Origin of the sequence: Gilliamella sp. Bif1-4 (assembly GCF_001690535.1) — a bacterium.
Taxonomy (GTDB): domain Bacteria; phylum Pseudomonadota; class Gammaproteobacteria; order Enterobacterales; family Orbaceae; genus Gilliamella; species Gilliamella bombi.
Window position 1 is genome coordinate 109,444 of record NZ_LZHC01000061.1, and the last position, 14,486, is coordinate 123,929.

The window sequence follows — 14,486 nt, forward strand, 5'->3', positions numbered from 1 at the left end:
AAAGTGAAAAAAATTATATATTTTCTTAGTGTTAGTACGGCGTTACTTTTTGCAGGCTTTGTAAATGCTGAAGTAAAAATTGGTGTAGTCGATGTTATGTCAGTATTACAACGCATGCCTCAACGCGAATCGGTTGGTAAAGCATTGGATAGTGAATTTGAAGCAAGAGCTAAATCATTACAAGCTGAAGAAAAGAAAGCAAATGAAGCTGCTGCACGATTAAAAAAAGATGGTTTAACATTATCTTCATCTGAAAAAACGAAATTAAATAAAACAATTTCTGATTTTGAAAATAAAGCTAAGGCTTTTTCTGCAGATTATCGTAAGCGTGAAACAGAAGAAGCAGAGAAATTATTAATTAAAATCCAAGAAGCTATTAAAGATATAGTCGCAAAAGAAAAATACGATATTATTTTAAAAGCAGAAGCCACCTTATCAGCTTCAGATGCGGTTGACATTTCAGACAAAGTGTTGGAAAAGGTTAAAAAATAATGTTTTCCTTTCGTTTAGAGCAATTAGCTAAGCAACTTGATGCTAGGTTACATGGTGATGGTGATTTAGCCATCACTGGTATAGCATCAATGAATAGTGCTATATCAGGTCAAATTACATTTTTATCTGATAAGAAATTACAAAAGAATTTATTAGAATGCAAAGCTTCTGCTGTGGTAATGACAGAAGAGAGTCTTGAGCATTGGAATGGTGCAGCCCTTATTGTAAAAGATCCATACCTTGCATATGCAAAATTAGCACAATACCTAGATACTACTCCAGCTCCAGCTAAGGATATAGCTACATCAGCAGTGATTGATTTGACAGCTCAATTAGGTAGTAATGTTTCTATTGGCGCTAATGCTGTTATCGAAAGCGGTGTGATATTAGGAGATGATTGTGTCATTGGAGCAGGGTGTTTTGTTGGAAAAAATACAACAATAGGTGCAGGTACAAAATTATGGGCTAATGTTTCTATTTATCATAATTGTATTATTGGAGAAAATTGCCTGATTCAATCTGGGACTGTAATTGGTGCAGATGGATTTGGTTATGCTAATGATAAAGGGAAGTGGGTTAAAATTCCTCAATTAGGGAAAGTCGTTATTGGCAATAACGTTGAAATTGGTGCCTCAACGACAATTGATCGCGGTGCACTTGATGATACTATTATTGGAAATGGTGTTATTATTGACAATCAATGTCAGATTGCTCATAACGATGTAATTGGAGATCATACGGCTGTTGCTGGCGGTGTTATTATGGCTGGAAGTTTAACTATTGGTCGACACTGTTTAATCGGTGGTGCAAGTGTTATTAATGGACATATGGAAATATGTGATCAAGTTACAGTAACAGGTATGGGTATGGTAATGCGTCCAATTACACAGCCTGGTGTTTATTCATCAGGTATCCCATTGCAAGAAAACAAAGTATGGCGAAAAACGGCATCATTAGTTTTACATATTGACGAAATGAATAAACGCCTGAAAGCGCTTGAGAAGAAACTATTAAATGTCTCGACGTAGACGATTACGGTCGGTATAATGCATGCCTATTTTTTAATTTTTTAGCTCAATTATCGTTTTTATATAATTATGAGCAAATAATATTCAATAATTTCGAGGTATAAACATGCAAGTTTCGGTAGAAACAACACAAGGATTAGGTCGACGTTTATCTATTACAATTAAAGCTGAAGATATTAAAAAAGCAGTTGATAAAGAGCTTATTAATACAGCAAAAAAAGTACGTATTGATGGTTTTCGTAAAGGAAAAGTGCCTTTAAAAATTGTTGAACAACGTTATGGTGCTTCTATTTTACAAGACGCTTTAGGCGATTTGATGCAACGGAATTTTGTTGACGCTATTATTCAAGAAAAATTAAATCCAGCCGGAGCTCCGACTTATACTCCACAAGAATATAAAAATGGTGAAGACTATACATTTACTGTTGAATTTGAAGTTTATCCAGAAATAAAAGTTGAAAATTTAGATAAAATTGAAGTTGAAAAACCAGTTGCACAAGTTGCTGATGCAGATGTTGAAACAATGATTGAAACATTACGCAAACAACAAGGTACTTGGAAAGAAGTTGAAAAAGCGGCTGAAGAGCAATATCGTGTTACTTTGGATTTTGTCGGTCAAGTTGATGGTGCCGAGTTTGAAGGTGGTAAGGCTAATGATTTTGCATTAGTATTAGGACAAGGCCGTATGATTCCAGGTTTTGAAGATGCAATTATTGGTCATAAAGTAGGTGATAAGTTTGATATTAATGTGACTTTCCCTGAGGACTATCATGCTGAAAACCTAAAAGGTAAACCTGCCGTATTCGCATCTACACTTAAGAAGGTTGAAGAACTTGAATTACCTGAACTAACCGAAGATGTTGTTAAACGTTTTGGTATTGTAGATGGTACCGTTGAAAGTTTGCGAGCTGAAGTTCGTAAAAATATGACAAGAGAACTCAACGCAACAATTCGTAACAAAGTAAAAACACAAGCTATTGATGGTTTAGTTAAAAATAATGAGATTGATATACCAGTGGCATTAATCGATCGTGAAATTGATGTGTTACGTCAACAAGCCTTATCTCGCTTTGGTGGTAATGTCAAACAAGGTATGGAATTACCGAAAGAATTATTTGAAGCTGAGGCTAAAAAACGTGTTGCTACAGGCTTATTATTTAGTGAAATAATTGAAAGTAATAAATTAACTGCAGACGAATCACGCATTCAAGCATTAATTGATGAAATTGCGACTGCATATGAAGATCCAAAGGAAGTTTCAGAATATTATCACAAAGATAAAAAAGCAATGGAGAATATTCGAGCTGTTGCATTAGAAGATCAAGTTGTAGATCTGTTGTTAGCTAGTGCGAAAGTAACAGAAAAAAATTATTCATTTTCTGAATTAATGAATCAGCAGATGGCTTAATCTATTAGCCTTTTCATTTAATTTAAAACCGCTCACTTTTAAGCCCAAATATGTATTATCTGTTTGGGCTATTTTGTTAATTAGGAGATAAAAATGCCTTTAGAATCATATATGGGTGTTATTCCAATGGTAGTTGAACAAAGCTCTCGGGGTGAACGAGCTTATGATATTTACTCACGGCTATTAAAAGAGCGAGTTATATTTTTGACGGGACAAGTTGAAGATAATATGGCAAACCTTATTATTGCTCAAATGTTGTTTCTAGAAGCAGAGAATCCTGATAAAGATATCCATTTGTATATCAATTCACCTGGTGGAGTTGTTACAGCTGGTATGGCTATTTATGATACAATGCAATTTATAAAACCAGATGTTAGTACAATTTGTTTGGGACAGGCTTGTTCAATGGGGTCATTGCTTTTAACAGCTGGAGCTAAAGGTAAACGTTATTGCTTACCAAATGCACGTGTCATGATTCACCAACCATTAGGTGGTTTTCAAGGACAGGCTTCTGATATCCAAATACATGCACAAGAGATTTTACAGGTAAAAAACCGATTAAATAATATTTTAGCAATGCACACAGGTCAAGATATTAGTGTGATTGAAAAAGATACCGACCGTGATAATTTTATGTCTGCGGATAAAGCAGTTGAATATGGTTTAGTTGATGCCATATATAGTAAACGATCTTAATGTTGGGTAGGTGGTAAACGTGAATAAAGAAAGTTCAAAAAAATTACTCTATTGTACTTTTTGTGGTAAAAGTGAGCATGAAGTCCGTAAACTTATTGCTGGTCCAGCATCTATTTATATTTGTAATGAATGTATAGGATTATGTAATGATATTTTAAAAGAAGAGAAAAAAAGTTTTCTTTCTCATGAAGAGTTTATTAGTAAACCATTACCAACACCACACGAAATTAGAGAGCATCTTGATGAATATGTAATAGGTCAAGAAAGAGCTAAAAAAGTTTTGTCTGTCGCTGTTTATAATCATTACAAGCGCTTACGTAACCATGCTAGTCGTAGTGATGTTGAATTAGGCAAAAGTAATATTTTGCTTATAGGACCTACTGGTAGTGGTAAAACGTTATTAGCTGAAACTTTAGCTCGTTTTTTAGACGTTCCTTTTGCTATGGCCGATGCAACAACATTAACTGAAGCAGGTTATGTTGGTGAAGATGTAGAGAATATTATTCAAAAATTATTACAGAATTGTGATTATGATGTTGAAAAAGCTCAGAGGGGTATTATTTACGTTGATGAAATCGATAAAATTTCACGAAAATCGGATAACCCATCTATTACTAGAGATGTTTCTGGTGAGGGAGTTCAACAGGCTTTATTGAAAATTATTGAAGGCACTATCGCTTCTGTTCCGCCAAAAGGTGGACGTAAACATCCTCAGCAGGAGTTTTTGCAAGTAGATACTTCAAAAATTCTATTTATTTGCGGTGGTGCATTTAGTGGTTTGGATAAAGTCATTGAAAATCGTGTATCAATTAACACAGGAATAGGTTTTGGTGCTGAGGTAACAAGTACTAAAAATAAACTTTCTGAGTCGGAGCTATTAGCTAAAATTGAGGCTGAAGACTTAGTTAAGTTTGGTTTAATTCCTGAGTTTATCGGAAGATTACCTGTTATAGGAACATTATCCGAATTAGATAAAAATGCTTTAATTAATATTCTGACGGAACCTAAAAACGCCTTGACTAAACAATTTCAAACTTTGTTTGAGTTAGATGGTGTTGAACTTGAGTTTACGAGAGAAGCCTTGGATGCTATCGCTATAAAAGCGATGCAAAGAAAAACAGGAGCGAGAGGTTTGCGTTCAATTGTTGAAAATATATTATTAGATACAATGTATGACTTACCATCAATGGATACTATTAACAAAGTAATTGTTGAAAAAGAAACAGTTGAACAATCTCTAGCACCGAAATTAATCCATCGTGAAGATGCTGAAATCTCGGCTTGAAATATATATTTGCCATCATAGATATGATGGCAAGAGCTATACCTCAAATTAATATTAAAGCAGAATTTCCGTAAACACTGTCAAGATGTTCTAGAATTAGTGTATGTTAAAACAAAAAAGATAGGCTTGAATATCTAAAAATGACCCCAATATTTATCTAATAGATTTGTACTACTAGAGAGAATAAAATGAAAATAAAACGAACTAAACAAATGATTATGCCTATTTTACCATTGCGTGATGTTGTTGTATTTCCACATATGGTAATTCCTCTCTTTGTTGGTAGAAGTAAATCAATACGTTGCTTAGAAGCTGCAATGGAAATGGATAAGCAAGTCTTTCTTGTAACCCAAAAAAATCCTTCTCAAGATGATCCCGATATAGATGATTTATATGATGTCGGAACTGTGGCCAATGTTTTACAATTACTTCAATTACCAGATGGAACAGTAAAAGTTCTTGTTGAAGGTATTGCAAGAGCTAAAATGAATGACATTGTTGAGAACAACGATTATGATTTTTTTATTGCAAAAGTCAAACCATTAAGTGAAGTAAAAAAAGCCGCGGATATAAGTGAGGCTATGATACGCTTAACTTTATCTAACTTTGATGAATACTCAAAACTAAACAAAAAAATAACTCAGGAAGTTGTTGATTCTATACGTTTTTTGAAAGAGCCTTCACGTTTAGCCGACTCTATTGCTGCAACTCTATTTTTGAAAGTTGAACAAAAACAAGAGATTTTAGAAACCGCTAATCTTATAAAGCGTTTCGAATTGCTTATTTCATTGATGGAATCAGAAATTGATTTACTACAAGTTGAAAAAAATATTCGACAACGAGTTAAACAACAAATGGAAAAGGCTCAAAGGGAGTATTACCTCAATGAGCAAATTAAAGCTATTCATAAAGAGTTAGGCGATATAGATAATAAACCTGATGAATATGAAGAATTAAAAGAAAAAATTACTAAAGCTAAAATGCCAAAAGAAGCTACAGATAAAGCATTAGCTGAGCTTAATAAACTTAAAATGATGCCAGCGATGTCTGCTGAGGCAACGGTTGTTCGGGGATATATTGATTGGATGCTTCAAGTTCCTTGGTATAAGCGTAGTAACGTTAAAAAAGATATTGAAGCTGCACAAAAAGTTTTAGATAAAGATCATTATGGACTTGAACGTGTAAAAGATAGAATTTTAGAATATTTAGCAGTTCAAGGCCGTGTTAATAAAGTTAAAGGTCCAATTTTATGTTTAGTTGGTCCTCCTGGTGTGGGGAAAACGTCACTTGGTCAATCAATTGCTAAAGCGACAGGACGTCAGTATATACGAATGGCACTTGGTGGTGTACGTGACGAAGCTGAGATACGTGGACATAGGCGTACATATATTGGTTCGATGCCAGGTAAATTAATTCAACGCATGGTGAAAGTGGGGGTTAAGAATCCGTTATTTTTATTAGATGAGATAGATAAGATGGCATCGGATATGCGTGGCGACCCTGCATCTGCATTATTGGAAGTACTTGATCCTGAACAAAATAATGCTTTTAATGACCATTATTTAGAAGTCGACTACGATTTATCTGATGTGATGTTTGTTGCAACAGCTAACTCTATGAATATTCCTGCTCCGTTATTGGATAGGATGGAAGTTATTCGTCTTTCTGGCTATACAGAAGATGAAAAATTGAATATAGCAAAGCAACACTTAATTGCTAAGCAGATAGAAAATAATGGTTTGAAATCAAAAGAAATCAGTATTGATGACTCAGCTATTATTGGAATCATTCGTTATTATACGCGGGAAGCTGGGGTTCGAAACCTAGAAAGAGAGATTGCAAAAATTTGTCGTAAAGTTGTTAAGCAATTAGCATTAAATAATAAATTGAAAAAAGTAATTGTGACACAGGATAACGTAAAAGATTTCTTGGGAATACGGCGTTTTGATTACGGTAAGGCAGATAACGAAAACCGCATTGGACAAGTTATTGGTCTTGCGTGGACAGAAGTGGGGGGAGATTTACTTACTATTGAATCTGTAAGTGTTCTAGGTAAAGGAAAATTGACTTACACTGGCTCATTAGGTGATGTTATGCAAGAATCGATTCAAACGGCATTAACAGTTGTTCGGTCTTGTGCAGAAAAATTGGGTATTAATAGTGATTTTTATGAAAAACGAGATATCCATGTACATGTGCCTGATGGCGCAACGCCAAAAGATGGACCTAGTGCAGGTATAGCAATGTGTACTTCACTAATTTCAACGTTAACGGGTAATCCTGTTCGTTCTGATGTTGCTATGACGGGCGAAATAACATTACGTGGTGAAGTTTTACCTATCGGTGGATTAAAAGAAAAGTTATTAGCTGCGCACCGAGGTGGAATTAAAACTGTATTGATTCCAATGGATAATGTTAAAGACTTGGAAGATATACCTGATAATGTAAAATCTGAAGTTGATATACACCCAGTAAAATGGATTGATGATGTGCTTACAATTGCGTTGCAGAATAATCCATTCGGTATAGAGCCAGTACCAATAACTAGAAAAGCTATTAAGAAATTAAAAAATAACGTTGATAGTTCTGCGATATTAAACTAGTTATTTATTAATTTAATAAAAGATCAACTCTATGTTGATCTTTTTTTTGTGATACATAACATTCGGACAATAGCCAATTTAGTTAAATATGCTATACTTTTATAATTCAACATTAGGTATGGAGAATCGCAATAAATGATGGGGACAATCCGAACAGCAGCAAATAATATTGTTGTTAAGATTATTTTTGCAATAATTATTTTATGTTTTATTTTCACTGGCGTCGGATTTTTAGGTTTTGGTGGCAGTGTAAGTGTTCAAGATCAACAGAAATATATCGCAAAAGTTGATGGTGAAGGTATTAGTCGGGCCGAATTCGAAGCTCAAGCTAGAGCAGTAACCGCGAATGCTGGAGGTGATAGTTCTTTTATCAAAAAATTACGTCGTAATGTTTTATCTTATCAAATTGATAATTATTTAGCTTATAAATTTTCGGAAAAAGTTGGTGTAGCTATTAGTAATGATCAAATTAAAAAGTTTATCAAAAAACAAAAAGAGTTTTTTAAAAATGGTAAATTTGATAATCAGACATATTTAAACCTTCTAGCTGAAAATAATTTTACTCCAGATAGTTATGCTGAAATTATAAGAACTGTATTACAGCAACAACAGACTGTTAATGCTATAATAAATAGTAATTTTATTTTGCCAATTGATTCTGAAATAGCTTCTCTTAAAAATCAAACTAGAAGTGTATATGCTACTTCTGTTAATGCTTCTGTAAGTGATGTTGATGAGTCGAATGTTACATTGGATGATGAACAAAAATATTATAACGAACATTCAAAAGATTTTTTTAAAAATGAGCGTGTAAAAGTTAAATATATTGTGACTTCTGACGAATCTTTGAGAAAAACAATTAGTGTTACTGAAAAAGAAATTAAAAATGAGTATGATAAAAATATTAAAACTTATTCATATCCAGCTAAGAGGGCTTATAGTGTAATTTTTGTGACTAATAGAGAACAAGCTAATGAAATTGCAAAGGATCTTTCGTCTGGATCTGATTTTGATACTATTGTTAAAACTGTTAATCAGAATCATGATATTTCACCTTATGGCAAAAATGGTTCATTAGGCTGGTTTGCTGATGATGATTCATTACCTCAAGTTTTTAAAGATGCTCAATTGAAGAAAGTAGGGAAAATTTCATCGCCAATAACCGTTGATGGTGGTTACGCAATAGTGAAATTAGATGGTATACAACCTAAAAAAGTTATGGATTTTGATTATGCTAAATACCAAATCAGGCCAAAGCTTACTGAACAAAAAATACAAAAAGCATTAGAAAATGAAGAAAATAAAATTAAAACCGCATTACATGACTCTCCTAAAAGCATTGAAGAGCTTGCCAATAAACTTGGATTTGAAGTAAAGACCTCAGATTGGATATCTTTCAACGATAAGTTTTCAATTGCTGCTCATCCTGAGGTTAGGGATGTGATTTTTAGTGAAGAAATGATAGTCGATGGTAAGGTAACGGATAAAATTTCTGATTTAATCCCTGTAGATAGGAGTTTTGGGAAGTTTGATTTTGTTGTACAAACAGTTGATTATCGTCCTGAAGGTATGGCTCCATTTGATGAGGTTAAAGATGATATTCATAAAAAACTTTTTACAGAAAAGGCTCAAAGCCAGTTTAGATCTAGTGTTGATAATATATTGACTCAACTTAACGAAACGGGAAAGGCTAAAAATGTACAATTTGCAAAAAAATATGTTTTGAATCGAAATTCAACAGAACTAGATCAAAAAGTTGTTAATATGGTCTTTAATTTAAATCCTTCTGCATCGGGGAAGACTGTTTATGGTGTGGAATTTTTAGATGATAAAAATGCTTATATTGTTGCGCTAACTAAGGTAGATACCCCAACAGAATATGAAGATATTTCTTCTGAGTTGTTGCCTTTATTTATTAATAATATGCATTATTATTTTACTACTGACATACGATCTAAGGCTAAGATAGAAATTATGCCTGATTCCAATTTGTGATTTAACTCCCAAAATAGTAGAAATAATTGAAAAAATGAAAAGTCACTTAGGTGGCTTTTCTCATTTTTATTATTAATGAAATTTTTTTATTTGATGAAGTGAGATAGTTATAAAGCAAATTTAATTGCGTAACTATTTTATGAGGTTAATCAAATGAAAGTATTTTCACTATTATGTATTATATTATCAAGTTTTATTTTTTCGAACATAAGCTTTGCTAATTCGGTTCCTGAAACACCAAATTCGGTTAAACAAGAACAAAAACAAGTTGTTCAAGTAAATATCAATACTGCAACAGCAGAAGAATTATCAAAAGTATTGACCGGAATTGGGGCAAGTAAAGCTCAGAAGATTATAGAATATCGGGAAAAGTTTGGCCCTTTTGTTTCAGTTGAGCAGCTAAAAGAAGTTTCAGGTATTGGACAGGCAACATTGGATAAAAATGCTGGTAAAATAATATTATAATTTATTATCTCCACTAATTAATGTTGGTGGAGATAATATCACTCTAATTATCAATAGGATCAACATCAATACTCCATCTTACTTTTGATGTTTCACTCCATTTTCCTATTACGATTAATAGTTGATCCAAAATTTTCTGTAATTGTTGTCTACTTGTATGTTGAAGTAGTAATTGCCAACGATGATATCCTGCTTTCTTCGGTTGACTTGCAGGCATTGGTCCTAGTTGCCATAACTTATTATTACTATGTTCTTTTAGCCAATCATGTATATGTTGTAAAAATGCTGGCGCGTAATGATTATTGCGATCTGCTGCACGAATTAATGTTTGATAACTGAACGGCGGTAATTGTGTATGTTGTCGTTCTTGTAACGTTAGTTTGGCAAATCTTTCATAACCTTGAGTTAGTAAAATATTGAGTAAAGGGTGATCAGGATGATATGTTTGTAAAATAACTTGCCCAGATTTAGTTTCTCGACCGGCTCTTCCTGATACTTGAGTATAAATTTGGGCAAATCGTTCGGTTGCCCGAAAATCATTTGAAAATAAAGCACCATCCACATCAACAATTCCAACCAAGGTTACATCTGGAAAATGATGTCCTTTAGCTAAAATTTGTGTACCAACTAAAATGTGTGCTCCTCCTTGTTGGATACTTTGTAAATAGTTATTTAATGCGCCTTTTTTACTCACTGTATCTCGATCAATGCGACTAATCTTGATATTAGGAAAAAGGATTTCTAGTTGTTGCTCAAGTTGTTCTGTCCCAAACCCAATAGGCATTAAATGCGTTGAGCCACATTTTGGGCATTGTTTAGGAACAGTTCTTGGTGTATCGCAATAATGACATATAAGTTTATGTTGTTTTTGATGTAATGTATAAGGTTTATCACAGCGAGGACATTCAGCAATCCAACCGCAATCATGGCATATTAATAATGGTGAAAAACCTCGGCGATTTAAAAATAGCATTACCTGATTATTATTAGATAAATGTTTTTTGATTTGTTCAATTAATGGTTGAGATAAACCAGCAGTAAGTACTAACCCACGTAGATCCAGAATTGACTGTTTGGCTAGCATTGCATTACCAGCTCTTTCTGTTAATTGTAATAAATGATATTTGTGATTTTGCGTATTATTGAGTGTTTCAAGTGAAGGCGTTGCGGAACCTAAAACAATTGGAATATTGTTAAATTTTGCGCGGATAATTGCTAGATCTCGGGCATGATAACGCCAACCTTCTTGTTGTTTATAAGAACTATCATGCTCTTCATCAATAATAATCATTCCTAAGTCTTTAAAGGGAGTAAAAAGTGATGAGCGAGTACCAACAACAATAGCATTTTCACCATGTTTACTTCTTAGCCAAACAGAGAGTCTTTGTTTATCCGTTAATCCTGAGTGTAAAATATCAATTGGAGCATTAAAACGTTTTTTAAAGCGTCCAATTGTTTGTGGTGTTAACCCAATTTCTGGAACTAGTACTAATGCTTGTTTACCTGTAGCTAATATATTAGATAGTATGTTTAAATATACTTCTGTTTTACCCGAACCAGTCACTCCTTCTAATAAAAATACTTCAAATTGATGATTTTTTTTGTTGATTGTTTCTATAGCATAGGTCTGTTCTTTATTTAGCTGAATTGAACTAGTATTTGTTGAAAAATTGGTTTGCCATTGAATATTATCGGATTGGCAGTTTACTTGTTCTATAAGATTTTTTTTCTGTAATTCTTTATAAATAGTGTTACTTACGTCGTTTTCAGAAAGAGTATTATTTCTGAATGATGATAATAATAATTTTTGTTTCGGAGTCCGTGATAACGATTCTAAATCAATATTTTTACCTAGTTGAGTTAATTGCCATTGTTTTATGTCTTCCTTGATTGCTTTTCGTCCTTGTCGTAATAAAACAGGTATAGAATGGAATAGAACTTCGCCAATAGGATAATGGTAATAACTAGCAGCCCAGTTTAATAATCGCCAAATAGAAGGCGTAAAAACAGGTTCTGTATCAATAACACTTGTAATCGTTTTTAAGCCTTCAATATCAAATTCGGTTTTTTCGTCAATACTAACAATAATTCCTATTGCGTCACGTTTACCGAAAGTAACTTTAACCCGCATTCCAACTTGAGCTGGTTTAGTTAATTGATAATCAAATATTTGGTAAAGAGGTACAGGTAAGGCTATATGAGCGATAAGCATTAAAAATCACAAGTATTATAATTTATATAAAGCTATATTGTACGCAGTTTTTACATAACCCGCAAAAGTTATAAAAACAATCTAGTTTTTATTCATCTAGATTTATTACATTAATAGCCTTAAAAGGATTAGTAGTAACTATTAATAAAATTTGCTATCTTGGTAAAAATTGATGATTAATAAAATGTTAAGGATTAAAGGATGAGTGAATCATTTTCGCACATTAATCAGCGAGGTGAAGCTTATATGGTTGATGTGTCTGAAAAACTAATAACAACACGCGAAGCAAGAGCTGAGTCATTAGTCTTAATGAATTCTGAAACACTGAAGATGATTATTGAGGGTAAACATCATAAAGGCGATGTTTTTGCAACAGCAAGAATTGCAGGGATTCAAGCAGCTAAAAAGACTTGGGAGCTTATTCCGCTTTGTCATCCACTTTTTTTGAGTAAAATTGAAATTAACATAGAAGTAGATCAAATAAAAAATTGTGTTCGAGTTCAATCGTTTTGTCGATTGAATGGGCAAACTGGTGTTGAAATGGAAGCAATGGTTGCTGCATCCGTTGCTGCTTTAACCATTTACGATATGTGCAAAGCGGTTCAAAAAGATATGGTGATTTCTCAAGTAAGATTGTTGACGAAGAGTGGTGGTAGGTCAGGGGACTTTATTGCCCAAAAGGTTTAATAGATAGAAGATGAATAAAGTTATTTTTTTCGCTCAAATTAGAGAATTAGTTGGGACTGAGAGTGTTATGTTAGATGCTAATCAACTTTCAGTTTCCTATCTTATCAATCAGTTAAGTGAACGTGGTGAACAATGGTTCTTGGCATTTAAAGAGAACTCAGTTTTATGTGCTGTAAATCAAACGTTGGTTGATTCTGATTATATTGTGAAAAAAGGCGATGAAATTGCTTTCTTTCCTCCTGTAACAGGTGGATAATATTATGGATCTTATCAAAGTTAGTGAGCAGCCGATTGATGTTAATAAGTTAAACGATTGGCTTTCACAATTACCACAAGATGGTGCTGTTGTTTCTTTTATGGGTAAAGTTCGTAGTAATGAAAAACAAATAATAAGTTTATTTTTAGAACATTATGCAGGAATGACAGAGAAAGTCTTGGCTAATATCATAGCCCAAGCTAGAGATCGGTGGCAATTAAGCCGAGTTGCGGTAATTCATCGAGTAGGTGAAATTAGTGCAAATGAAAAGATTGTCTTTGTGGGAGCAAGTAGCGCACATCGTTCAGATGCATTTGCAGCAGTAGAGTTCATTATGGATGTATTAAAGAACGAAGCTCCTTTTTGGAAAAAAGAACGAACTCACCAAGGCGAAACTTGGGTTGAAGCTAAAAAAACAGATAAAGAAACATTAAGAAAATGGTATTAGTATTTATTTAGTATATAATGATATTAAGTCATATCATTCTTTTTTAATGAGAGGTAATTAATGAGAAATTATTCACCTAATGGTTCTATTATTGAACAATCTGGTAACCGCGTACAAACATATATGAGTCAGGTTTATGGTTGGATGACCGTCGGATTACTATTAACAGCTCTAGTTGCTTGGTTTGCATCTAATAACTATGCGCTTTTGAACGTTTTATATCAAGGTATGTGGGTGTTACTTATTGCTGAATTTGCTTTAGTTATTGCCATTTCTGCATTGATTAATCGTCTTTCTGGAGCTGTTGCTACAACATTATTCATGCTTTATTCTGTTTTAAATGGTTGCACATTTTCGATTTATTTTATTGTTTATACTTCATCATCAATAGCAAGTGTATTTTTTATTACTGCTGGAATGTTTGCAGCTTTGGCTCTTTATGGTTATACCACTAAACGTGATTTGTCTGGTTTTGGACGTTTTTTATTTATGGGATTAGTGGGTGTTGTAATCGCTTCGCTCGTTAATATCTTCATGCAGAGCCAGCCGTTAATGTGGGCTATTACGTATATTGGTGTATTTGTTTTTGCTGGATTAACAGCTTATGATACACAAAAACTGAAAGAGTTAGGCGATCAATTATCGCAAAATGATCCTAATATGTTTAGGAGATTTGTTATTTTAGGCGCACTAACCCTTTATCTTGACTTTATTAACTTATTCCTTATGTTGTTAAGAATTTTTGCAGATCGTCGATAATTGCATTTGATTCAAATAAAAGGGCTCTAATTTGAGCCTTTTTTGTTAAAATTTTATTAGAATCGTATTTTTTAGTGCAAGTTTGTTAAAAAGTTTCAGGAAAGACTATGTTTCAATATAAAATACAGTAAAATTCATTATTATAATGAATC

The 14,486-nt window shown here is 33.2% G+C and carries 13 protein-coding genes; 12 read left to right on the plus strand and 1 reads right to left on the minus strand.

Translation table 11 applies throughout. The features are described 5' to 3' along the window. Positions 1–3 precede the first annotated feature (3 nt). From A9G25_RS09120 to A9G25_RS09155, 8 genes are all read left to right on the plus strand, one after another. On the plus strand, positions 4–492 hold the full coding sequence (locus A9G25_RS09120) for an OmpH family outer membrane protein (protein WP_034910255.1): 489 nt from the start codon (positions 4–6) through the stop codon (positions 490–492). Further along, positions 492–1,520, plus strand: coding sequence for a UDP-3-O-(3-hydroxymyristoyl)glucosamine N-acyltransferase (gene lpxD, locus A9G25_RS09125; RefSeq protein ID WP_065626664.1), 1,029 nt, complete (start codon positions 492–494; stop codon positions 1,518–1,520). Before A9G25_RS09120 ends, lpxD begins: the two co-directional genes overlap by 1 nt. Before the next feature lie 106 nt (positions 1,521–1,626). Further along, positions 1,627–2,928 (plus strand): trigger factor, encoded by a 1,302-nt coding sequence (gene tig, locus A9G25_RS09130; RefSeq protein WP_065575084.1) that lies wholly within the window; start codon positions 1,627–1,629, stop codon positions 2,926–2,928. A gap of 93 nt (positions 2,929–3,021) precedes the next feature. After that, entirely contained in the window at positions 3,022–3,624 is a 603-nt protein-coding gene (clpP, locus tag A9G25_RS09135) for an ATP-dependent Clp endopeptidase proteolytic subunit ClpP (protein ID WP_034910250.1), read from the plus strand. Between the two features lie 10 nt (positions 3,625–3,634). Beyond that, the gene (gene clpX / locus A9G25_RS09140; protein WP_065626665.1) at positions 3,635–4,909 is read left to right on the plus strand and encodes an ATP-dependent protease ATP-binding subunit ClpX; all 1,275 of its coding nucleotides are present in this window, start codon (positions 3,635–3,637) and stop codon (positions 4,907–4,909) included. Positions 4,910–5,097: 188 nt separating this feature from the next. Continuing rightward, positions 5,098–7,512 (plus strand): endopeptidase La, encoded by a 2,415-nt coding sequence (gene lon, locus A9G25_RS09145; protein WP_065626666.1) that lies wholly within the window; start codon positions 5,098–5,100, stop codon positions 7,510–7,512. Between the two features lie 135 nt (positions 7,513–7,647). Continuing rightward, positions 7,648–9,507, plus strand: coding sequence for a SurA N-terminal domain-containing protein (locus tag A9G25_RS09150; protein ID WP_065626667.1), 1,860 nt, complete (start codon positions 7,648–7,650; stop codon positions 9,505–9,507). A gap of 153 nt (positions 9,508–9,660) precedes the next feature. Further along, entirely contained in the window at positions 9,661–9,972 is a 312-nt protein-coding gene (locus A9G25_RS09155; protein WP_065626668.1) for a ComEA family DNA-binding protein, read from the plus strand. A gap of 43 nt (positions 9,973–10,015) precedes the next feature. Here the strand turns inward: A9G25_RS09155 and priA are convergent, their stop codons facing one another. After that, complete coding sequence (gene priA / locus A9G25_RS09160) at positions 10,016–12,184, minus strand: primosomal protein N' (RefSeq protein ID WP_065626669.1); 2,169 nt, start codon at positions 12,182–12,184, stop codon at positions 10,016–10,018. Positions 12,185–12,385: 201 nt separating this feature from the next. Here priA and moaC point away from each other — a divergent pair, with 201 nt between their 5' ends. Genes moaC through A9G25_RS09180 form a run of 4 tightly spaced genes read left to right on the plus strand, consistent with a single transcriptional unit; the run spans position 12,386 to position 14,334 of the window. After that, on the plus strand, positions 12,386–12,871 hold the full coding sequence (moaC, locus tag A9G25_RS09165) for a cyclic pyranopterin monophosphate synthase MoaC (protein WP_034910235.1): 486 nt from the start codon (positions 12,386–12,388) through the stop codon (positions 12,869–12,871). A gap of 10 nt (positions 12,872–12,881) precedes the next feature. After that, positions 12,882–13,127 (plus strand): molybdopterin synthase sulfur carrier subunit, encoded by a 246-nt coding sequence (gene moaD, locus A9G25_RS09170; protein WP_065626670.1) that lies wholly within the window; start codon positions 12,882–12,884, stop codon positions 13,125–13,127. Positions 13,128–13,131: 4 nt separating this feature from the next. Beyond that, positions 13,132–13,575, plus strand: coding sequence for a molybdopterin synthase catalytic subunit MoaE (moaE, locus tag A9G25_RS09175; RefSeq protein ID WP_141675070.1), 444 nt, complete (start codon positions 13,132–13,134; stop codon positions 13,573–13,575). Between the two features lie 60 nt (positions 13,576–13,635). Beyond that, positions 13,636–14,334, plus strand: coding sequence for a Bax inhibitor-1/YccA family protein (locus tag A9G25_RS09180; protein WP_065626671.1), 699 nt, complete (start codon positions 13,636–13,638; stop codon positions 14,332–14,334). Positions 14,335–14,486: the final 152 nt, after the last annotated feature.